Source organism: Acinetobacter sp. V104_13 (assembly GCF_031798995.1).
Lineage (GTDB): Bacteria > Pseudomonadota > Gammaproteobacteria > Pseudomonadales > Moraxellaceae > Acinetobacter > Acinetobacter pittii.
Map to the genome: position 1 here is coordinate 61,702 of NZ_JAVQNP010000023.1, position 21,036 is coordinate 82,737.

Genomic DNA, 21,036 nt, shown 5'->3' on the forward strand with positions numbered 1-21,036 from the left:
TATCATGCGAGTGAATAATCAAATCATCGATACAGATAATCCCACAATGATTCAAAATTAGGATTAAAGCCATGCCAGCATATAAAGCTCCGCTACACGATATCCGCTTCTTAATGAATGAAGTACTAGATTACCCTGCTCACTATAAAACTTTATCAAATGGTGAAAATGCTGATCCAGATACTGTTGATATGATTCTTGAAGGTGCGGCAGATTATTGTGAAAACGTATTATCGCCACTTAACCAATCTGGTGATGAAGAAGGTTGCCATTTTGACAACGGCGAAGTAACTACGCCTAAAGGCTTTAAAGAAGCTTATGACCAATTCGTAATGGGCGGTTGGCAAGGTCTTTCTTACCCAGAAGAGTTTGGTGGTCAAGGCCTACCAATGTCTTTAAACCTGATTAAATCAGAGATGATGGGTACTGCAAACTGGTCATTTACCATGTACCCAGGTTTAAGTTCTGGTTGTATGAACACTATTTTGCAATTCGGTACTGATGAGCAAAAACAAACATATATGCCTAAGCTTGTTGAAGGCACTTGGAGCGGCACAATGTGCTTAACCGAACCTCAATGTGGTACAGACTTAGGGCAGGTAAAAACTAAAGCTGAACCTCAAGCAGACGGTAGTTACAAAATTACTGGTACAAAAATCTTCATTTCTGCCGGTGAACATGATTTAACTGAAAACATCATTCACATCGTGCTTGCGCGCCTTCCGGATGCACCTGCTGGTACGCGCGGTATCTCATTATTCATCGTACCAAAATTTATGCCTACAGCTGATGGCGGTGTTGGTGGGCGTAATACAGTCGCTTGTGGTTCAATCGAACACAAAATGGGGATCCGTGCATCTGCAACTGCAGTACTCAACTTTGATAATGCAACTGGTTATTTAATCGGTGAAGTGAACAAAGGCCTACATGCAATGTTTACCTTCATGAATACAGCACGTATTGGTACTGCTGTTCAAGGTATTGCACATGCTGAGTTATCTTTCCAAGGCGCATTACCATATGCTAAAGATCGTATGTCAATGCGTGCGCTTTCTGGTAAAAAAGATCCGGATAAAGTTGCTGATGCAATCATTCACCATGCAGACGTACGCCGTATGCTGTTAACTCAAAAAGCAATCGCTGAAGGCGGTCGCTCTATGATTTACTACGCTGCTCAAATCGCTGACAAAATGACAGATGCTTTAGCACGTGGTGATCAAGCTGCTTTTGAAGACTACGATGATAAACTTGGTTTCTATACACCAATTTTAAAAGGTTTCTTAACTGAACTTGGTTTAGAAGCTGCTAACCACGGTATGCAAGTTTACGGTGGCCATGGCTACATTAAAGAATGGGGTATGGAGCAAATCGCACGTGATGCACGTATTGCGACTTTGTATGAAGGAACAACTGGTGTTCAAGCACTCGACTTAATTGGTCGTAAAGTGTTGTTAAGTTCAAAAGGTAAAGTAGTTCGTGAATACACTGCTGAAATCTTAAAATTCTGTGCTGCACATGCACGTAATAAATATTTACGTCGTTTTGCTTGGGACTTAACCAAGCTTTGTGCTCAGTGGAACACTTTAACAGTTCGTATCATGCTTGCTGCACGTAAAGACCGCGACATCGTATCTTCTGCTTCTGTAGATTTCTTGATGTTCTCAGGCTACGTGATGATGGCTTATTTCTGGGCTCAACAAGCTGTGGTTGCTTCTGAAAAATTAGAAGCAGGTAACGGCCAAGAAACTGCTGAGTTCTATAAAGCAAAAATCAAAGTTGCTGATTTCTACTTTGATCGTTTATTGCCACGCGCTCAAGGTCATGCAGAATCGATGGTGACTACATCTCGCACACTAACATCATTACCAGTGGAACACTTTAGCTTCGACTACTAAAGATTTTTAAGTGGTGAAATAAAAAGAGCGCAATTTAATATTGCGCTCTTTTTTATATTTATCGGATATCTATTCTTTAGTTAAAACATAAGCCTGATTTGGAACAAAATAATTTTGCTCTAAAAATTCACGATTTTTTCCATAGTCGCTATAAAGTAATTTTTCTAAATTTGTGACCAATCTTTTATTTGAATCAATATTAAAATAAAAATTAACTTTAGATAATGGACATTGAATTATTAACTCACGCTCTTTTTCTTCCACTTTCCAATTTAGAGTAGGACATAATTGATTTACAGCGGCACTTTTAGCACCGTCCTTACTTCCCACACGACCAAAATGGACAACATTCCAATAAGCCGACCCATTTGGTAATAAATTTAAAATGTACTCTGCTTCGCCTGATTCACAATCAGCAAAAGCATCTTCACATGAAATACGAGTGTGATATCGCCCTACATATTGCAATGAGGCTGCGTTTAATTTTTGGGTTTGATCTGAGGTATCTTCAGGTAAGAAAGTTCGTCCAGCGACATAATCCAATGTTTTTATAGATGTACTACTTTTTATTAAGTTTTCTTCATGATTAGAACTAGAACTTGTAGTCGAGTGATCTTTTGAATTGGTATGGTTTATATCGCAAGCACTCAGTGTCATGCACAGTGCAGCCACTACAACCACATGCTTAACTGAAAAACGAGACCACTTCAAAGACATATACATTATTCACAGATAACAGCAACAGCTATATTTACACTTCAAATCAAGTATTAGTTGATTGCCGCTTTAAACTCTTAAGCCCTGAAAGGGTGCATTTTAGTAGATGTTGGTTTCGTTCCTTTCAATCCTTTACATATTTTAACTATTTTACTTTTTAAAAGACTTTAAACCCGTTATTTCGTCTCCATATTTTTATTAAGCAAGAGCAATAGCTTCTTGTAACTTTTATCTTTAAGGAGAATTAGATGGCCAGTTCTGGTTTATATCGCTCGAACCGACACAGCATGATCGCCGGTGTAATGGGTGGTATTGCTGAACGTTTTGGTTGGAACGTAACTTTACTACGTGTCATTTTTGTTTTGATCTCAATTATGAGTGCTGCCTTTCCAGGAATTTTAGTTTATCTGGTTTTATGGTTAGTGATTCCGAAAAAACAGCCAGAACATATTGAAGGCTATCGACAATCCGTCCGAACAGTAAATGAAGAACAAGTACGTTAATTCATAACTTTGGTCGCTACGGTTGCATCCCCTAATCAACCGTAGCTTTTTTTATTCTAAAAATTATAGCTTTCGATTTAACTGTTGCTGTAATGCAGCAATCATATCTGCACGGCTGATCATTCCTACGAGCTTACGCTCTTCAACCACAGGAATGTAGTTAAACGACTTTTCAACAAAGTATGGCACCAAATCTTGAATAGGTTGGGTTGGCAGTACGGTAACCACTCTACGGCTCATGATTTGTTTTACATAATGCTGCCAAGAATTTCTTGGATCGGCTGCACCTTTAAACCACTCTACGACTTCATATAACGCTAAAGTTCCGACCAAATGGTTTTCTGCATTTACTACAGGTAGGCTCATTAAGTTCACTTGTTTAAACTTATCGAGTGCCTGATGAATATCATCATCTTCATGTAGTTTAATCACATCACGGCTCATAATATCCTGACAGATATATTGATTTACCATACGCTCATTGGCATGTTCCTGAGCTTCTAAAATGATTTTTTCTAAGTCGTATTGGCTAATATCTAAAAGTTCAGTGTGATGGCCTAATGCATACTCAATATCTTTCGGCTGAATTGATACTTTTTGAGTTGGCGTTGGGTCTTTACTACGTTCATTTACATGCGCGGTAACCGGATAATGTCGCCCAATCAATCGATTGAAGAAAACAGCAAACCCAAGTAGAAGTAACGAATTGAGTAAAACTGGATAAAAAATAAAGTAAAAGCCCAACTTATGAATTGCTGACCCACCCAGCACGGCTGTAATCGCAACCGCTCCACTCGGCGGGTGCAAAGAGTCGGTGGTCATCATTAAAAATATAGCAAAACCCACAGCCACACTAAAAGCCGTGGTTAAATCCGGAATCCACTGTGCACAGGCAACGCCAATTATGCCGGCTAAGGTATTACCAACAATTACATTCCATGGTTGGGCCAAAGGACTGGTCGGCACAGCAAAAAGAAGAACAGATGAGGCACCCATTGGGGCGATATACCATGCATTAATTCCACCGAGAACATACCAGCTAATTAAGGAGGAAATTGCTAAACCACACAACGCTCCAATACCGCAAAGTAACCGTTCTTTTAAGGGTAAAACTTTAAAATTTGGCTTTAAAATCTGTAACCATTCTCGCTGTATAACACTCACAGTACACCTTTGGGGATATGCCGTTATTTATAACGGGCAAAAGTATACGCCCAAAGCCACTTAAAGTGCATTTAAATTATACCTTTTAACTATCAGAAAACTTATTAAACCTATTCTTACTATTCTAATACTTTAATATTCCATCAATTTTTCATTTAAATAACGCCAATAACGCTTCGGCAAATATTGCACATGAAGTTTTATATTTTGCCGTTCAGTAATATTTACGCTGTTAAAATAATCCTTCCAAAGCTGATCATATAAAACTTCCTGCTCATCAAGCTCAAGCTGAAAGCTTTGGCTCATTCCATTTTTTAAATTACGATCAACATCCGAGGCTTCTAATGAAACTTCATGTATTTCACGTAAATCATAATAGATTCCAAACTTGCGTTGTTCGTCATAAATAAGCCAACGTTGATCTTGATAACGCCGTTTAAAATGAGGCTGAATAAGCGGTAAAACATTAAAATCGGGACGTACTAAACTTAAAAAAAGCTCATCTTTAGTTTTCTTAAACCGAATAAAAGCTTCCATCCGATGTTTCTCTCGCCCGACTTTTTTCGTCCACTGCGCAATCGCTAAAACACTAGGATTTGAATAATCTTTTTCAATGGAAACATGGCTAGTAAACACATAGATACAATAATCAAATAAGTGCTGATAGGCGTCTAAAGATTCAGATAAAGAGGCAAAATAAAATTGTTTTAACGAAGAAGATGAAAGCTTTTTTTGTAGCGCTGACCAAACACGTTCAGCATGCCGTTCGTTATTTTCAACCTCAATTTTATCGGCAAATAAGCCATGTTGAGCCGCATCATTCAAGCAAAGCCTGGCCTGTAATTCTTTAAATTGAAATGCACGAAAAACACAGCTCAGCAGCCCAACCATCGAACCATCAAAATAGTAAGCTACTTCATCATTAAACATTGCTAAAACCCAAGGCTTAATTGTGGCGAGAGTTGCTGCACATATTTCGAAGAACCCTGCGTTAAAATCTGCTGCCGAATAAAACTTGAAGAAAGTTCTTTTTGGAACTTTGGACTGTCTTCGCAGCGAATAAAGAATTTTGCACGCTGATAGGCCACGCCTAGTTTTTTTAATAAATCGATATGGATTTTTCCAAAACGACGAGCCTGTACAATTTTCTTGGCCGATTTCACTCCAATACCCGGCACACGCAAAATCATTTGATAATCGGCACGATTTAAATCTACTGGAAACTGTTCAGGATGCCTTAATGCCCAGCTTAATTTCGGGTCTACATCAAGGTCTAAGTTTGGGTGTTTTTCATTGACAATTTCATTAACTTCAAAACCGTAAAAACGCATTAGCCAATCGCTTTGATAGAGTCGGTTTTCCCGTAGTAATGGCGGTGCAGAACCCACTGCTGGCAAGTAATTATTTTCGGTATTAATTGGGATATAACCAGAAAAATAGACGCGTTTGAGTTTAAATTCTTTGTAATGCTTGTCTGCCATAAACAAGACATCTTGGTCTGACTCTTGATGGGCCCCCACTACCATTTGTGTGGTCTGCCCTGCTGGTACATATTTCGGCACATGCTTAATGATTTGTCGCTCATCTTTAAGCTGAATGAGCCTGTCACGGACCAAACCTAAATCTTTTTGCACTTCCTGATGTGATTTTTCGGGTGCAAAAGTTTTTAGCCCAACCTCGGTCGGCATCTCTAAATTAATACTCATCCGGTCAGCATATAAACCTGCTTCATGAATCAGTTCAGGCGATGCTCCCGGAATCGTTTTTAGATGAATATAACCATTAAAGTTTTCTTCAAGGCGCAACTTCTTTACGACTTGAAGCATACGCTCCATCGTATAATCTGCCGATTTAAAAATGCCAGAGCTTAAAAATAAGCCTTCGATATAATTACGACGGTAAAAATTAATGGTTAAGTCTACAACCTCTTGCACCGTAAATGCTGCACGCTGGACGTCGTTAGAACGGCGTGAAACACAATAGGCACAGTCAAAAATACAAACATTACTAAATAGAATTTTTAAGAGAGATACACAGCGGCCATCTTCAGTATAGCTATGGCAAATTCCTGAATGACTGGCATCTCCCAAACCTTTATCTTTATTTTTACGGTCACTGCCACTTGATGAACAAGACACATCATATTTAGCAGCATCAGCAAGAATCTGTAGTTTTTCCCGAATGCGATCAGACATATCAAACGACTCATTTATGGCATCGTTTAAAAAATATCATTTTGCATTCTTAAATTTAATCCAGTGAAGTACGCTCGGCGTCATGAGGTGACGTTTAAAATAATCCGTCTTAATTAACATATTCTTCTAGTTGCTTTACACGCTCGGCATACTCTTGCATTGGGCAATATGAATACATCGGTGAGCCAATGTATGAGCCTGCATTACTACTGACTCCACTCCTGATCTACATAAGCTTTCCAAAGTCGTTGAGATTTTAGAATATCTTGATAACGCTCTGGCTGTTTATATTCTTCGCTTTGTGTACGAATTTGATCAATCAAAGCAACTATTTTTTCTTCATAAGTCTTTTTAGCTTGTTCAGAACAGCTATGCACAACCATATTGTTAATACTCTCAAGCTGCATTTCTTTAATGGTCTGCTCTACACATTGGTTGTACTCGTCTTGCTCGTCAGCATCGATCTGCGCATACAACCAGTGACTACAAAAAAGGCTGGATAAAACAATGAGTTTGCAGCAAAATTTCAGCATAATTTATTCTCGATTCTATAATTTTTAATATGCCTCAATATAACAAAAATTCTTTAACGATTACCTATCGGTATTTAGACATAATAAAGGGACTATTCTTCGCTCCTATACCAGTGCTTATTATTTTGACTTCAACGAGCTCTATGCTTACTTATTTATTCGTTATATATCTGTTCTTTTTACCATTCCTTATAGCAACGTCTATATTATTAAATAAATTCAAGCTTCTAAATTTCATAACAATATCTTTGATAGCACTCGGTATACTCCTCATCTTTAATACACTTGCTAACTTATCCTTTAAGACCTTTTTTTCCGAGCTTATTTTTAGTTGGATTGGAATCTCTACACTAATTACAGCTTTTAATTTTTGGGCATTATTGACTTGGTATAACTATAAAAATAATAAGACCAAGGAACAGAACATCAACATTGAATAAACGTTCTGCTAATTGAATATAAAACCCTTATAAGTTGAACTTTCTTCAGCAATAGAAAACTATTCATTTCTTTTATTTATGAAATAGTCCCAACCATTCTATATGGTGGCAGCTTAAAGTTTTACTGATTTTTACAGGTATTCGGATAGGTTTCATCAACTTTAAGATCAATATTATAAACCGGTTGTATTGGTATCTCTTCTGTACGGTAAGAGCACATATCACGCCATTTCATTGCTTCCTCTTTATCCTGAGGTAGCCCATTTAACCCAGAATAATAATTTTGAAACATATTTTCTTGACCATTCGCATAACCAAGATTGGCGGCTTTAATATACCACTCTGTTGAAACCTTACCATTTTTTGCTACGCCTAAACCCTGTTGATAAAGAACCCCTATATTATTCATTCCTGCTGGATTACCTTGCTCAGCAGCTTTTGTATACCAATACATTGCTTTTTTATAGTCCGTATCTACACCATAACCTAGATGATAAAACGTACCTACCCTGAACTGAGCATCAGCATTGCCTGCTTGTGCAGCCTCTTCAGAGAGTTTGAACATCTTAGGTACAAAAGCATTTAAGTCTTCTTTCCGATAATAAAGCGTAGTCAAATTCAATTTAGCTAAAGCACTCCCTTGTTCAGCCGCTTGTTGAAAGAGCTTTTCAATTTCTAAGGCTTTTTTTGCTTCAGTGGCCTCATCACCCTCTTTATTTCGAATCCAATCATTTCTATTTTTATAATATAATAATGCAGCATAATTATTTAGCTCATCTGCATTTAACTTATTGAAATTGTAGTTGTATTTAGCTGAATAATAAGTCCAATTATTCTTTAAATAGTAAAAACCAACAAAGCCTAAAAATAATATTAAAATTCCAAAATAATATTTTTTCAAATTCATTCTAAAATAATCTAATTCAAACTATGAAAAATCATCCTATCAAAAGATGTATTAAATACAAAAGATAATAATCTTGTTTTAATGGTTCATGGACATTATCAACAGATCATTTTAGAATTTAAAAAACATGACCTACTATGATTAAGATGAATCCGACAACGCCAAATATCGAATACCAACCTAAAATTGCTCTTATTATTACCCCTCTTATTCCGATCAGCCTCTTAATTTTATTGTCCGTACTTACTGGCAAGTTTACACTTGATCTCCTCTATATTATTGGAATCTTTGTTGGTACTTATTATATTATCTTATTCCCATTACTACTTAAGATATGCCAAGTACTCATTACTAAAAACCGCTTTATCTTTCCATTAATGTGGTTAGGTGCACATGTATCATTTAGCCTGATTTATTTCTTCTTAGCGGTCTATGAAAATATTTCTCATAATTTACCAATATTTGATTATGTATTCCCAACTGTTGGACGTACTTTGATCTCAACCTCTACATTCACTGTAAGTTTTATTCTTAGCCTCATTTTTTGGTTTTTTGCTTCATTTCAACCTCGATTAAAAGCAAAACATGCAGGAAAATCCCAGCTAAATGACAGCCAATAATTTTTTATAGGTATAGAAACTAGCCTTTGCCACTCCCCCACAAAATCCTTATACTTAGGGGCAATTTTTCTCATAAATTCGTGGATGCTACATGAGTCGCGCCATCTCGCACATTGATACATTTCAGGGCTTAATTCTTGCCCTACAAAACTATTGGGCCGAACAAGGCTGCGTCGTACTACAACCTTACGACATGGAAATGGGCGCTGGAACATTCCACACCGCAACATTCTTACGTGCTTTAGGGCCTGAAACTTGGAATGCTGCATACGTTCAACCTTCACGTCGTCCAAAAGATGGCCGCTACGGTGAAAACCCGAACCGTTTGCAACACTACTACCAGTTCCAAGTGGTACTTAAGCCAAATCCAGACAACATTCAACAGCTTTATCTCGATTCTTTAAAAGCAATCGGGATTGATACCCTAACTCACGACATCCGCTTCGTAGAAGACAACTGGGAATCTCCGACGCTTGGGGCTTGGGGCTTAGGTTGGGAAGTTTGGCTTAACGGTATGGAAGTGACTCAGTTCACTTACTTCCAACAAGTCGGTGGTGTTGAATGTTACCCAGTAACAGGCGAAATCACTTACGGTTTAGAACGTCTTGCAATGTACCTTCAAGGTGTTGACTCGGTTTATGACCTTGTTTGGACTAAAGGCCAATTTGGTACTGTGACTTACGGTGACGTTTTCCATCAAAATGAAGTTGAGCAATCGACTTATAACTTTGAATACGCTCCAGTTGAAAAACTATTTGAACTGTTTGATTTTTACGAATCAGAAGCAAACCGTTTAATTGAAGCAAAACTTTCTCTTCCTGCTTATGAGCAAGTGGTTAAAGCGTCTCATACCTTTAACTTGCTTGATGCACGTGGCGCAATTTCTGTGACTGAGCGTCAACGTTACATTTTACGTGTACGTACTTTGGCTCGTGCAATTGCAGAAAGTTATGTACAAGCACGTGCAGAGCTTGGCTTCCCAATGGCAGAACCACACTTACGTGATGAAGTATTGGCACAGTTAAAAGCACAAGCTGAAAGTGAAGCAGCAAAGGCGGAGAAAAACTAATGAGCAAACATACTGTTTTATTCGAACTTGGCTGTGAAGAACTTCCACCAAAAAGCTTGAAAGCTTTACGTGATGCATTACAGGCAGAAACGGTAAAAGGCTTAAAAGATGCGGGCTTAAACTTCGCATCAATTGAAGCTTATGCTGCTCCACGTCGTTTAGCGCTTAAAATTGTTGATATCGATGCTGCTCAAGCCGATACACAAAAACGTTTTGACGGCCCTGCTGTTCAAGCGGCTTACGATGCAGAAGGTAAACCGACTAAAGCACTTGAAGGCTTTATGCGTGGTCAAGGGATTACAGTTGATCAGCTTTCTACTTTCCAAGCAGGTAAAGTTGAAAAAGTTTGCTATTTAAAAGATGTAAAAGGTCAAAGCATTGATGCTTTACTTCCACAGATTTTACAAACTGCGTTAGACAATTTACCAATTGCTAAGCGTATGCGTTCTGCGGCAAGCCGTACCGAATTTGTACGTCCAGTTAAATGGGTTCTCTTACTCAAAGATGACCAAATTGTTGACGCGACTATTCAAGATCATAAAGCTAGTAATGTGACTTATGGTCACCGTTTCCATGCACCTGAAGCTGTGACTTTAGCACATGCAAATGACTATTTAGCTGCTTTAGAAAAAGCTTACGTTGTTGCGAACTTTGAAAAACGTCAAGCAACCATTCAAGAACAAGTGAAAAAGTTAGCTGATGAAGTTAACGCGACTGCAATTGTTCCAGCTGACTTACTTGATGAAGTAACAAGCTTGGTTGAATGGCCAGTTGCTCTTCGTGCAAACTTTGAAGAGCGCTTCCTTGCTGTTCCTCAAGAAGCACTCATTACGACGATGCAAGACAACCAGAAGTATTTCTGCTTGATCAATAGCGAAGGTAAATTACAGCCTTACTTCATTACTGTTTCAAACATTGAGTCTAAAGACCCGACTCAAATTATTGAAGGTAATGAAAAAGTTGTTCGTCCTCGTTTGTCTGATGCTGAATTCTTCTTCTTACAAGACCAAAAGCAACCGCTTGCATCTCGTAAAGAAAAATTAGCAAACATGGTATTCCAAGCACAACTCGGTACGCTTTGGGATAAATCAACACGTATTGCAAAACTTGCTGTTGCATTATCTGCAATCACTGGCGCAAACCCAGCAGATGCTGAAAAAGCTGCATTACTTGCTAAATGCGACTTAACGTCTGAGCTTGTTGGTGAGTTCCCAGAACTTCAAGGTATTGCAGGTACTTACTACGCGCGTATTGAAGGTGAAAACACTGAAGTTTCTGAAGCTTTAGGTGAGCAATATTTACCAAAATTTGCTGGTGATGTTTTACCAAAAACCAAAACTGGTACAACGATTGCTCTTGCTGACCGTTTAGATACACTTGTTGGTATTTTTGGTATTGGACAAGCGCCTACAGGTTCTAAAGACCCATTTGCTCTTCGCCGTTCAGCAATTGGTATCTTACGTTTAATCATTGAAAATGAATTAGATGTAACAATTGAAGAGCTAGTTAATCTTGCACTTCAAGGTTATGGCGATATCGTTAAAGACCACGACAAAACTCGTGCTGATGCGGTTGCGTTCTTGGAAGGTCGTTACCGTGCTAAGTATGAAGACCAAGGTGTTGCTGTTGACGTACTTCAAGCTGTTCAAGCACTCGCACCGAAGTCTCCACTTGATTTTGACAAGCGCGTAAATGCTGTTAACCACTTCCGTACATTACCTGAAGCTGCTGCACTTGCTGCTGCAAACAAACGTGTTGCTAATATTCTTGCAAAAGAAGCGGCACCAGAAGGTTCTGTAGTTGAAGCAAACTTGGTTGAAGATGCTGAAAAAGCATTATTCGCTGAACTTCAAGCAGTGACCCCTGTGGTTGAACCATTACTTGCAGCAAAAGACTACACTGCTGCTCTCTCTAAGCTTGCAGCACTTCGCGCGCCGATTGATGCATTCTTTGATGGCGTAATGGTAATGGCAGATGATGCTGACCTAAAAGCAAACCGTTTACGTTTATTGGCTCAGTTGCGTAACTTATTTACTGCTGTAGCTGATGTGAGCGTGTTGCAGGGCTAATTAGCTTATTATGAAATAAAGGGATCTTTTATAGATCCCTTTATTTTTTTGAGTTAAACAAATGCTTTAATTTCTTCTAAACTTTTTGATGGCTCAAACCACATAAAGTCATAATCAGCCACATCATGAATATAAAACGGATCATTTTTCATGATTTCTTCAGCTTCTTGAATGGAAGAGCTTAAAACTAAAATCACCCCACCTACTCTATTTTCGCGGCGCCCCGACGCTAAAAACTTCTTTTTCTCATAATAATGATCTAAAAAAGCAATATGCTCTTTGAGTACAGCATCAACTTCAGCTAATGGTTTTTTATAGGTCAAGGTAACAACAATCATCTTATTCTTTTAAAGCAAGTAGCGTATGACATAGCTTATTCGATAGTACGCCTATTCCCCCAATTCATCCATACCAAACTTCCCACAATAATTACTCCACCTAACAGCACCATCATGGATGGTTTTTCATTTAAGAAAACAACTGCCAAACTCATGGCGACAATCGGCGAGCAATATAAAAAATTCGATGCAATCGTTAATGGCATATTTTTTAGTACATATCCCCAAAGCACATACGCCATCGCACTTGGGAAAATACCCAATAAGACAACCGACATATTGGCTTGCCAAGTGGCATGTAAAATTTCACTAGGCAAATGAGCACTATAAAATAGTAAAGGAATGGTCCCGAACCAGATGATGTAGCACATCATGCTCAAGGCATCATAATTTAAAGCAAATTTTTTATATAAATTAAAATAAAGGCCCCAAGCAATTGCTGCTAACACAATCAACAAACTGTAAGGGCTCGGCATACCAAAACCATGATCTCCACTAACCACCAACACGGCGCCGCAAAGACCGAGCAAAATACATAGCCACTGTTTAAAACTGATTTTTTCTTTAAAAAGCAAAGCTGAAATAATAAAAGTGAATAGAGGAATGGATTGACTCAAAATACTAGATGCAACCGCAGTCACATATTGCTGCCCTGTATTTATCAGCAAATGATGCAGCGTCACAGAGAAAAATCCTAACACCCCAAGCGCAGGAGCATCTTTCCACTTTAAAGGTTGAATGCCTTTTTTCATGATCAAAAGCAGTAAAAAAAATGATGCAATCAAAAAGCGGAGCAAGGCAATATGCTGCGGTGTATATGAATGTAAAGCACTATGCACGCCAATAGGTGAATAACCCCAACAAAAGACAGTCACAGCAATACATAAATAGAGCTTAAATGCGGGAGGCTGGGTTTCGACAGCAAGAGAAATTGCCATGTTAAATCTGCACTAATGAAATGGAACTCTTTCATCATATGCGCATGGATAGTTGAATAAAATTAACTTATATTGAGTCAAATATTCATTAAAAGTGAATGATAAAATCATGGATATCACACAGTTAAAAATGTTTCAGACCGTGGTTGAATGCGGAACAATGGCTAAGGCATCAATGCAACTACATTGTGTACCATCCAATATCACAACGCGCATTAAACAACTCGAAGAAGAACTAGGCGCACCGCTGTTTTATCGGGAAGGAAAAATTTTAAAACTCACGCCATCAGGAGAAATCTTTCTTAATTATTGCCATAAAATTTTAGCGCTGTGCGATGAAGCAAAACGAAGTATTCATCCTGATGCACCACCCTCTGGTCCATTAAAAATTGGGGCGATTGAATCTTCAGCTACAACTCGCCTACCCAATTTACTTGCGAAATATCATCAACGTTTTCCAGAGGTTTCCATTCAAATTATTACAGGCACATGGAAACAGCTATTAGTCGATATTTCTCAGCACAAACTTGATGGTGCAATTGTCGCGGGCAATATTGAGTTTCCTATGCTAAATAAACTTAGTATTTACCAAGAAGAAATGGTCTTGATTGCATCTCATTCTTTGGGAGAAATCCACAACCAAGAAGACCTGATTGGTAAAGAAATTTTTATGTGGACTGAAGGCTGTCCTTACCGTGCAGCCCTTGAAGAATGGCTTAAACTGAAGAATATCTCTCTTCCTATTACCAGCATTACTAGCTATGCCACGATTATTGGCTGTGTCAGTGCAGGCTCAGGGGTGGCGTTAGTGCCTAAAAGTATTTATGAGCAATATAAAAATTTGGCCCATATCCAAAGTTATAAATTTGAACACTTTGCCTTTATGCAGAATCAATTTTTCTGGCATAAAAATGTGAGCAACCATAAAGCTCGAGATATGTTTTTAGATTTAATTAAGTCTGAATTTTGTTTATGAGTCATTGGGATAATTACTTTATTGCGATCAAGTGATGATTTATCGTAATCAAATCGTATGGGTTTTATCTCATTGCAGTACAAGCTTTATTTTTAACAGTAAGATCACCACTTCATCTTTTGATTCTGGTTGGGGAGATTGATCCATATGAAAACCTTACAAGTATTATGCGTTGCAAGTTCTATATTGGCTTCATCAACCTTATTTGCAGAAACAACACAGCCACAACAAGTTGTTGAAACAACCTCTAAAGCACAACCTTATGGTGATAACCCTAGCTTAGGGCGCGTACTGTTGTATAAAACAGGCAAAGGCATACAAAATTTAGGAAACTCTATTCAAGGTGCTTCTGAAAAAACATCGAATAAAATTAGTGAGAAATGGCAAAACACCAAAGAATTTACTGCTGAAAAAGCAGAAGTCGTTCAACAAAAAGCAGATACAGCTAAAGTATTTACTGAACAGAAAATAGAGCAAGCCAAACAAAATATTACCAGTAGTCGAAATGGTGAAAATATCCCGATCGAGCAAGGTGAATTAAGTAAATCGAGCACAACAGCTAACTAATTTTTTGGATAGCGCGATAACTTCGCGCGCTTATAAACCCAGATATTCATCTAGAAATAATGTCATTAACTATAAGAAAGCTAGGAATCTGCCTTATGAATAGTCAAAAACTCCTCTTTTCAACACTATGCTGCTTAGCATTAACTGCATGTGCGACCTCTACACCTCCTTCATCTTATTCTCAAGCACAAGTTTTAGAACAAGATACGAATATCGAGGCTTATCCCTCTACCACAGGTAATGTAGCCAAACTCATTAAACAAGATAAACAAGCTTGTATGATTGAATTTACTGGCTATTTAGGGGGTGGACATGTAACTGAGCACTGGACTTTTAATAATAATGGTCTAATTTCAGCGACCTCATCGACTATGCAGTATCCTGATGAATCAGGCATATTAAATCAGGCAACCAACTCTACAACCAAAAGCTCAACGACATTTAATATTCAAGATCCAGAAATTCAGAATAATTTCAAAAAACTCCAAAGCAACTTTAATTCAGCGAATCTAGCAAAGTGTAATTAGTACTTTTTTCATAAAAAGCCCGTTGCAGAAGTTACCCTTTGCAACGGGTTATAGCTATTTAAAAATTTCTTGGACCTAATTTAAAAAATTATAAATAAGCTATTTAATTAATAGTCAAACCATTTGTTGCCGCTAACAAATCAATACGCGGGAAAACCAAACCCGTTCTTGAGTCAGTAATTGGCTTACCTGTGGTTTTTAAACGACTAATCGTTTGATCAATACTTTCTGTCGGACTCACACGATTTGCTCGTAATAAAGCAATTGCACCTGCCACATGTGGTGTCGCTTGAGATGTACCCCCCATGGTATAACCACCCGCCGTGATCATTGCTCCCGGTGCCAATAAGGTCACAAGACTACCACCATTACTAAAGCACGCCACCTTGTCTGCCGCTGTGGTTGGGTCCGAACATTTCACAGGGTTCCCCCATGACACACCACCAATATTACTATCATAAACAGCCCCCACTCTTACTGCACCAGCAACACAAGCAGGAGATGAGATGCCATCTGAAAATGCATCATTGCCTGAAGCGACTACAGGTACCACACCAGCAGCTCGTGCATTGGCAAATGCAGTTCCATAACTGCTATCACTACACTCCGAGGTATATTTAACACCTGGTACGCCAAGGCTTAAGTTAACTGCTTTAATATTATAGGTTTGTGCATTATTTACAGCCCAGTTAATCCCTGCGAGGATATCACTATCATAAGCTGTGCTTACCCATTTACCTTGGGATCTGACCTTTCTAAAAACATCAATGCCTATAATTTTGGTCTTGGTAGCAACCTTAGACACAATGCCTGAAACATTACTACCATGCCCATCATCATCTAAAGCGCCATCATCTGGTGCACTATCAAGTGAATAAACAACTCGACATGTGCTTGATGGTGTATTCACTGCCGTACAGCCAAAATCAGAATGAAGATAATTCACACCTGTATCAATCACTGCCACACTAGAGCCCTCACCCGTAAAACCATTGGTATTGGCTTGTGGTTGATTAATTAAAGGTAAACTTTCATTGGTTGTAGTCCGGTTAATACGATTCGGATAAACCGCTTTAACATTTGGATCATTTAATAAAGTCACCAAAGCTTCGCGATTACTAATTCGATAGAAAGCTAAAGGCAAATTATTGTAGTCCCGAAGTACTTGGACACCGCCAGCACGGTTAAACCTTGCCTGTATATTCTTTTTATTTGTTGCAATATAACTCCGCCGTTCTAAACCAGAAGGCACACTCACCGAAGGAATATTGTATTCAACGATTAAATCATTCGAATCATTATTGACCAAGGCATCCAAATCGATTTTGCCCTGAAATACTTTTTGTTTTGCTGCTTGATTTAACCGCTGTTTAGCCCCTTGAGAATCCAAAGGAAGAGCGGATGCAGTTGTACTTAATATCGTACATAGACCTAATAGAAATAACGTTTTACTTTGCATTATTTTTCTCCGTAGTTTTTCAACTAACAATTTGCTTATTTCGCTTTTATTTCATTTGCTGGATCTTTTTCTGGATCAATCGGTTGAATAGAAAGATCACTTTTTGTGTCATAAAAAGGAACGGTATCAGCTGATACCGATTGAGGATGAGTTGAATGTTGAGATAGATTTTTAGGTTGAGTAGGCTCCTTAAGTTTAGAAAGAAAGGATGAGGTGTCTGGTTGTGGCGAATTCGACTCATGTAGAGCAGAATTGAACACATCAGATGCACCACTTGTTGGCTTAAGATAGAGAACAACGGCGATCAAGCCGACCAATACAAGAAGGGAAGCAATAATTTTCATCTGTAAGATCTCTGTTTTTTTGTTTATAGACATCTATTTTTATTTTTGATTATTCGAAATAAAGTGCTATTTCTTTCAATATATTTCATGTGAAATTTCTATCTCATGAAATGTAAAAACCTGAGAAAAGCTAAAGTACCTTTTCCCGAATAAGCAAAAATACAGTTCTGCCCTGTACATTTATATTTCTGGCAGAATATGTTTCAAAAAAGTGCTAAAAAAGCACTCCATTCTCATAATAAGCAATAATTATGCCGTTTCCTCTAATAAATAATTAGATTCACATCACATTTAAAGATATAAAGGACAAATCTAGAAAAACCGAAAGAGAAAAAATTAAAGGATATTTTTTAAAAAAGGAAAGACAAGAGAGCTTAATTAGAATATCTAACAAATAAATGTTCTTTTTCACTTTATTATTAATTTTTATTAATCTTCACAATTTATCCCTAGTCTGTTTACTCAACGTAACACTGTTGTAACATTTTGATGAAGATAGTTCACAAGACTATATTCCCTTGGCTATGATTCGTTTGCGTTTATGAAATACCTCACTAAAAGGGTATATTCTTTGAAGGATATCGCAATGAAAATGATGAAAACAGCTATCGTTACTGCAAGTGTTCTTGCTTCTGCCTCTATTTTTGCACAAAGTGCGGGCGTTAATGCAGGTGCTTCTGCTCAAGTAAATGTACAACCGGGTGGTCTTGTTAGTGGCGTAGCCAATACAGTCAAAAATACTGCTCATAATGTAGGTAGCTCAGCGAAGCATGCTGGTCATGTAGCGGCTGACACTACAGTTAAAGCAACAAAAAAAACAACAGGAAAAGTGACTGAACTTTCTTCTAAAGCTGCAAATGGTACAAAACATTTTGCTACCGAAGCTGCGACAGGTACTAAAAATGTAGCAACTAAAGCCGCAAATGGTACTAAACATTTTGCTACCGAAGCAGTAACAGGTACTAAAAATGTAGCGACTAAAGCTGCAAACGGTACTAAAAACTTAGCAGTTGAAGCGAAAGCTGATACAAAAGCAGGTGTTGATGCTGTAAAAGCTAAAGTTGCAGAAAAACAAGCAGATCAAAAAGAGTTTACTGCTGAAAAACAAGCTAATGCTCAAGCGCATGTAGATGCTGTAAAAACTCGTGTAGCTCAAAACCAAGCTGAGCAAAAAGAGTTTGTAGCCGAAACTAAAGCTGATGCTCAAGCAAAATTAAATGCAGCTCAACCAGCTCATGGAGTTAACGCTCAAACAGGTGTAAACGTTGGTGTTAATGTTGCTGGTATTAATGCAAATGCAAACGTAAATGCAGGCGCTCAAGCGACTACACAAAAAGCTGAAAAGAAATCTTGGGTTAAAGGTCTTTTCGGTAATAACTAATCCGTTATAAATAAAAAAGGGCAATTAATTGCCCTTTTTTATTTCTCAAAATCAAGTATTCAAGTCGCTTCAGTTAAAACTAAGCCCGCACGCAAACCAAGCTTCACATTTGGATTTGGAAATAAAATCCAGACCTGATCTTGCTCAACCACATAATTACCAGAAGGTTGAGTTGCAATGATTTCACCTTTGGTAAAAGTCGAAAAATTCGGAGCTTCAGCAGATAAATTCATCTGGAAGTCTTCATCTTTTTTAATTAAAGAATCAGACACTTTAAAGACTCGAATTTTTGTTTTATTGCGTAGCGGTAAGGCTTGCTCAGAAACTACATTACGAATAACTTCATCAATTGCAGCAAATTGGCTCAAGTCATTTTGCCCAAATGGCAAGGCTTTGCCTAACTCTAAAGTTGCGCTCGCCGCTTTAAAATTCTCACTCGTAAAATGTGTAAACGTTTTACCTACCGCATTGTGATAAACCAAAGCATCTAAATCGGCTGCTTCAAGACTTGCTGTTAAATCAGCATCATAGCCATGCGTTTGATATGGAAATAAAGCAAACGTTGGTAACAATGAAGCACGAATTGCTGTGTGTAAATCATAGTGATAGCGTTTAGCATCACTTGCACTTTCTTGAAAGAAATTTGTGACAACTTGCTCTAAAACTTCAGCACGCTTTGATTCTTCAGACACGCCTAGAGTTTTATATCCACCACAAAACATTCGATTTACATCGTCATGCACATAGCGTTTGCCTTGACGCATTGCATAAGGGTTACCCAATACAAGCAGCAACCTCACAGCAAGGTTTAAACGCCCTGCAAATAAATCCGTGCAAAGATGAGATAATAATTCAATTGGTGCTGTTTCATTACCATGCACTCCAGCTGACAGTACGACAGCTTTGTCGTACTGTGCGTTTGGCGTACATTCAAGAAGTCCTTCACCCAACCAGCGCCAAGAAAAATTATTTTGTTTTGCTTCGCGAGTTGTAGGCTGCTCACCTTGTAAGGTTAATGCTAGAAAATCTTGCATGTCACCTCCTCATTATTTTTGGAAAGGATAAACCGAACCTAAACCTAAAATTTTGGTCAGTTCGTCAAGTGCCATACGGCTTTCCATTAACAAATGCGGATCAGCCAAATCTTCTTGTGCTAAACGATCACGATAATGTTTATCAACCCATTGATTGAGTGTGCCAAACAACTGATCGTTCATGAGTACTTTTGGATTTACGGCATTTAACTCAGTTTCGTTTAAAGCTACACGTAAACGTAGACAAGCTGGACCACCACCGTTACGCATACTTTCACGTAAGTCATATACCTGAATAGCATCAATTGGTGTGCCCATTTGAATCATGTCATTCAAATAGCCCCAGACTGCTGCATTTTGACGAGACTCTTCCGGTACAACAATAGTCATTCCACCATCAGGACGAGTCAAAATTTGGCTATTAAATAAATAGGTTGCTACGGCATCGTCAACGGTAACACGGTTTTCAGGGACTTCAATTGAAATAAAGTCTTCACCGATGCTTGCCATTTTTTGACGAATTTCAGCAAAAGCCTGATCTTGATTTAAAAAGGCATGTTGATGATGGAATAAAACCTGCTGGTTACTTACCGCAATTACATCATTATGGAAAACACCCTGATCAATCACATCCGGGTTTTGCTGAACAAAAACGGTATGTGCATCATCTAAACGGTGCAAACGTGCAATTGCTTCACTTGCCTCACGCGTTTGACGAGCTGGATAGCGTTTTGGTCCCGGTAAGCCATTATTTAAATGTTGTTGACCATAAACAAACACCTGAACACCGCGCTTAGCATAATCACCCCCTAAACGATTGTGATTGGCTGCACCTTCGTCACCAAACAAAGCCACTTGTGGCAATGCTTCGTGGTGTACAAAGTGACGTTCATTTTTAAAGATCGCTTGTAAAACTTGGCTTGTAGTTTCAGCTTCAATTGAACGGTGAAACTTATTATTCAAGTTCGCTGCTGTGAAATGCACACGCTCATCTTGGCTATCTGCCGAAGGTGAAACGGTAGCCGCATTGGCAGTCCACATTGGAGAAGCTGAACTTAAAGATGATAATAGTTCAGGTGAATGACGCATTGCTTGAGCAACAACGCTAATGTCATCACCTGTAAAACCTAAACGGCGTAACATTGGAACATGTGGACGCTCATGCGGAGCAAGTACACCTTGTTTCATTCCCATGTCAGCCAAAGCTTTCATCTTTAGCAAACCTTGTTTAGCTGCTAATTTTGGATTCGAGGTATTATTACGGTTTTTTGTCGATGCTTCATTACCAAACGACAAACCCGCGTAGTGATGTGTTGGTCCCACTAAACCATCGAAATTTACTTCATATCCTTTCATTTTT

At 38.3% G+C, this 21,036-nt stretch carries 20 protein-coding genes and 1 pseudogene; 9 read left to right on the forward strand and 12 right to left on the reverse strand.

Annotated elements, in window-relative coordinates:
- Window positions 1-71: 71 nt before the first annotated feature.
- On the forward strand, window positions 72-1,895 hold the full coding sequence (locus tag RMB06_RS08315) for an acyl-CoA dehydrogenase C-terminal domain-containing protein (protein WP_311079046.1): 1,824 nt from the start codon (window positions 72-74) through the stop codon (window positions 1,893-1,895).
- A 69-nt stretch (window positions 1,896-1,964) separates the two neighbouring features.
- On the opposite strand, the gene RMB06_RS08320 is transcribed toward RMB06_RS08315, so the two are convergent.
- Complete coding sequence (locus tag RMB06_RS08320; RefSeq protein ID WP_081325613.1) at window positions 1,965-2,612, reverse strand: hypothetical protein; 648 nt, start codon at window positions 2,610-2,612, stop codon at window positions 1,965-1,967.
- A 248-nt stretch (window positions 2,613-2,860) separates the two neighbouring features.
- Here RMB06_RS08320 and RMB06_RS08325 point away from each other — a divergent pair, with 248 nt between their 5' ends.
- The gene (locus tag RMB06_RS08325; protein ID WP_002116779.1) at window positions 2,861-3,115 is read left to right on the forward strand and encodes a PspC domain-containing protein; all 255 of its coding nucleotides are present in this window, start codon (window positions 2,861-2,863) and stop codon (window positions 3,113-3,115) included.
- A gap of 63 nt (window positions 3,116-3,178) precedes the next feature.
- On the opposite strand, the gene RMB06_RS08330 is transcribed toward RMB06_RS08325, so the two are convergent.
- From RMB06_RS08330 to RMB06_RS08350, 5 genes and pseudogenes are all read right to left on the reverse strand, one after another.
- The gene (locus RMB06_RS08330) at window positions 3,179-4,279 is read right to left on the reverse strand and encodes an HPP family protein (RefSeq protein ID WP_032006472.1); all 1,101 of its coding nucleotides are present in this window, start codon (window positions 4,277-4,279) and stop codon (window positions 3,179-3,181) included.
- A 132-nt stretch (window positions 4,280-4,411) separates the two neighbouring features.
- Complete coding sequence (locus RMB06_RS08335; protein WP_213385297.1) at window positions 4,412-5,209, reverse strand: TIGR03915 family putative DNA repair protein; 798 nt, start codon at window positions 5,207-5,209, stop codon at window positions 4,412-4,414.
- A 2-nt stretch (window positions 5,210-5,211) separates the two neighbouring features.
- Window positions 5,212-6,474: a putative DNA modification/repair radical SAM protein gene (locus tag RMB06_RS08340; protein ID WP_151963900.1), complete on the reverse strand. Its 1,263-nt coding sequence runs from the start codon at window positions 6,472-6,474 to the stop codon at window positions 5,212-5,214.
- 109 nt (window positions 6,475-6,583) lie between these two features.
- Window positions 6,584-7,007, reverse strand: a pseudogene (locus RMB06_RS08345) (lysozyme inhibitor LprI family protein).
- A gap of 561 nt (window positions 7,008-7,568) precedes the next feature.
- Complete coding sequence (locus RMB06_RS08350) at window positions 7,569-8,354, reverse strand: tetratricopeptide repeat protein (RefSeq protein ID WP_262461987.1); 786 nt, start codon at window positions 8,352-8,354, stop codon at window positions 7,569-7,571.
- Window positions 8,355-8,491: 137 nt separating this feature from the next.
- On the opposite strand from RMB06_RS08350, the gene RMB06_RS08355 reads away from it, so the two are divergent.
- The 3 genes from RMB06_RS08355 (at window position 8,492) to glyS (ending at window position 12,112) form a co-directional block, all read left to right on the forward strand.
- Window positions 8,492-8,974, forward strand: a complete 483-nt coding sequence (locus RMB06_RS08355; protein WP_262461989.1) for a hypothetical protein — start codon at window positions 8,492-8,494, stop codon at window positions 8,972-8,974.
- 91 nt (window positions 8,975-9,065) lie between these two features.
- Entirely contained in the window at window positions 9,066-10,043 is a 978-nt protein-coding gene (gene glyQ, locus RMB06_RS08360) for a glycine--tRNA ligase subunit alpha (protein WP_311079047.1), read from the forward strand.
- Entirely contained in the window at window positions 10,043-12,112 is a 2,070-nt protein-coding gene (glyS, locus tag RMB06_RS08365; RefSeq protein ID WP_311079048.1) for a glycine--tRNA ligase subunit beta, read from the forward strand. Before glyQ ends, glyS begins: the two co-directional genes overlap by 1 nt.
- A 53-nt stretch (window positions 12,113-12,165) precedes the next feature.
- On the opposite strand, the gene RMB06_RS08370 is transcribed toward glyS, so the two are convergent.
- Window positions 12,166-12,450, reverse strand: coding sequence for a YciI family protein (locus RMB06_RS08370; RefSeq protein ID WP_311079049.1), 285 nt, complete (start codon window positions 12,448-12,450; stop codon window positions 12,166-12,168).
- Window positions 12,451-12,485: 35 nt separating this feature from the next.
- Window positions 12,486-13,388 (reverse strand): DMT family transporter, encoded by a 903-nt coding sequence (locus RMB06_RS08375; RefSeq protein WP_002117112.1) that lies wholly within the window; start codon window positions 13,386-13,388, stop codon window positions 12,486-12,488.
- Window positions 13,389-13,497: 109 nt separating this feature from the next.
- On the opposite strand from RMB06_RS08375, the gene RMB06_RS08380 reads away from it, so the two are divergent.
- From RMB06_RS08380 to RMB06_RS08390, 3 genes are all read left to right on the forward strand, one after another.
- Window positions 13,498-14,364: a LysR family transcriptional regulator gene (locus RMB06_RS08380; protein ID WP_005078395.1), complete on the forward strand. Its 867-nt coding sequence runs from the start codon at window positions 13,498-13,500 to the stop codon at window positions 14,362-14,364.
- 147 nt (window positions 14,365-14,511) lie between these two features.
- Window positions 14,512-14,931, forward strand: coding sequence for a hypothetical protein (locus tag RMB06_RS08385; protein WP_002116877.1), 420 nt, complete (start codon window positions 14,512-14,514; stop codon window positions 14,929-14,931).
- Between the two features lie 95 nt (window positions 14,932-15,026).
- Complete coding sequence (locus tag RMB06_RS08390; RefSeq protein WP_002117095.1) at window positions 15,027-15,458, forward strand: hypothetical protein; 432 nt, start codon at window positions 15,027-15,029, stop codon at window positions 15,456-15,458.
- Window positions 15,459-15,561: 103 nt separating this feature from the next.
- On the opposite strand, the gene RMB06_RS08395 is transcribed toward RMB06_RS08390, so the two are convergent.
- A complete protein-coding gene (locus RMB06_RS08395) occupies window positions 15,562-16,917 on the reverse strand; it encodes a S8 family serine peptidase (protein WP_002117062.1) in 1,356 nt (451 codons plus the stop codon).
- Between the two features lie 35 nt (window positions 16,918-16,952).
- Window positions 16,953-17,261 (reverse strand): hypothetical protein, encoded by a 309-nt coding sequence (locus tag RMB06_RS08400; protein ID WP_086394060.1) that lies wholly within the window; start codon window positions 17,259-17,261, stop codon window positions 16,953-16,955.
- 586 nt (window positions 17,262-17,847) lie between these two features.
- Here RMB06_RS08400 and RMB06_RS08405 point away from each other — a divergent pair.
- Window positions 17,848-18,642, forward strand: a complete 795-nt coding sequence (locus RMB06_RS08405; protein ID WP_078224978.1) for a hypothetical protein — start codon at window positions 17,848-17,850, stop codon at window positions 18,640-18,642.
- A 59-nt stretch (window positions 18,643-18,701) separates the two neighbouring features.
- Here RMB06_RS08405 and astE read toward each other — a convergent pair whose 3' ends face one another.
- Window positions 18,702-19,676, reverse strand: coding sequence for a succinylglutamate desuccinylase (astE, locus tag RMB06_RS08410; RefSeq protein ID WP_311079050.1), 975 nt, complete (start codon window positions 19,674-19,676; stop codon window positions 18,702-18,704).
- Between the two features lie 12 nt (window positions 19,677-19,688).
- Window positions 19,689-21,032, reverse strand: a complete 1,344-nt coding sequence (astB, locus tag RMB06_RS08415) for an N-succinylarginine dihydrolase (protein WP_002116805.1) — start codon at window positions 21,030-21,032, stop codon at window positions 19,689-19,691.
- Window positions 21,033-21,036 lie beyond the last annotated feature (4 nt).

What these genes read in the sequence shown, in the direction of transcription:
- RMB06_RS08315 (WP_311079046.1), top strand. Translation starts at nt 72, where the DNA reads ATGCCAGCATATAAAGCTCCGCTACACGATATCCGCTTCTTAATGAAT.
- RMB06_RS08320 (WP_081325613.1), bottom strand. Translation starts at nt 2,612, where the DNA reads ATGTCTTTGAAGTGGTCTCGTTTTTCAGTTAAGCATGTGGTTGTAGTG.
- RMB06_RS08325 (WP_002116779.1), top strand. Translation starts at nt 2,861, where the DNA reads ATGGCCAGTTCTGGTTTATATCGCTCGAACCGACACAGCATGATCGCC.
- RMB06_RS08335 (WP_213385297.1), bottom strand. Translation starts at nt 5,209, where the DNA reads ATGTTTAATGATGAAGTAGCTTACTATTTTGATGGTTCGATGGTTGGG.
- RMB06_RS08340 (WP_151963900.1), bottom strand. Translation starts at nt 6,474, where the DNA reads ATGTCTGATCGCATTCGGGAAAAACTACAGATTCTTGCTGATGCTGCT.
- RMB06_RS08350 (WP_262461987.1), bottom strand. Translation starts at nt 8,354, where the DNA reads ATGAATTTGAAAAAATATTATTTTGGAATTTTAATATTATTTTTAGGC.
- RMB06_RS08355 (WP_262461989.1), top strand. Translation starts at nt 8,492, where the DNA reads ATGATTAAGATGAATCCGACAACGCCAAATATCGAATACCAACCTAAA.
- glyQ (WP_311079047.1), top strand. Translation starts at nt 9,066, where the DNA reads ATGAGTCGCGCCATCTCGCACATTGATACATTTCAGGGCTTAATTCTT.
- glyS (WP_311079048.1), top strand. Translation starts at nt 10,043, where the DNA reads ATGAGCAAACATACTGTTTTATTCGAACTTGGCTGTGAAGAACTTCCA.
- RMB06_RS08370 (WP_311079049.1), bottom strand. Translation starts at nt 12,450, where the DNA reads ATGATTGTTGTTACCTTGACCTATAAAAAACCATTAGCTGAAGTTGAT.
- RMB06_RS08375 (WP_002117112.1), bottom strand. Translation starts at nt 13,388, where the DNA reads ATGGCAATTTCTCTTGCTGTCGAAACCCAGCCTCCCGCATTTAAGCTC.
- RMB06_RS08380 (WP_005078395.1), top strand. Translation starts at nt 13,498, where the DNA reads ATGGATATCACACAGTTAAAAATGTTTCAGACCGTGGTTGAATGCGGA.
- RMB06_RS08385 (WP_002116877.1), top strand. Translation starts at nt 14,512, where the DNA reads ATGAAAACCTTACAAGTATTATGCGTTGCAAGTTCTATATTGGCTTCA.
- RMB06_RS08390 (WP_002117095.1), top strand. Translation starts at nt 15,027, where the DNA reads ATGAATAGTCAAAAACTCCTCTTTTCAACACTATGCTGCTTAGCATTA.
- RMB06_RS08395 (WP_002117062.1), bottom strand. Translation starts at nt 16,917, where the DNA reads ATGCAAAGTAAAACGTTATTTCTATTAGGTCTATGTACGATATTAAGT.
- RMB06_RS08400 (WP_086394060.1), bottom strand. Translation starts at nt 17,261, where the DNA reads ATGAAAATTATTGCTTCCCTTCTTGTATTGGTCGGCTTGATCGCCGTT.
- RMB06_RS08405 (WP_078224978.1), top strand. Translation starts at nt 17,848, where the DNA reads ATGAAAATGATGAAAACAGCTATCGTTACTGCAAGTGTTCTTGCTTCT.
- astE (WP_311079050.1), bottom strand. Translation starts at nt 19,676, where the DNA reads ATGCAAGATTTTCTAGCATTAACCTTACAAGGTGAGCAGCCTACAACT.
- astB (WP_002116805.1), bottom strand. Translation starts at nt 21,032, where the DNA reads ATGAAAGGATATGAAGTAAATTTCGATGGTTTAGTGGGACCAACACAT.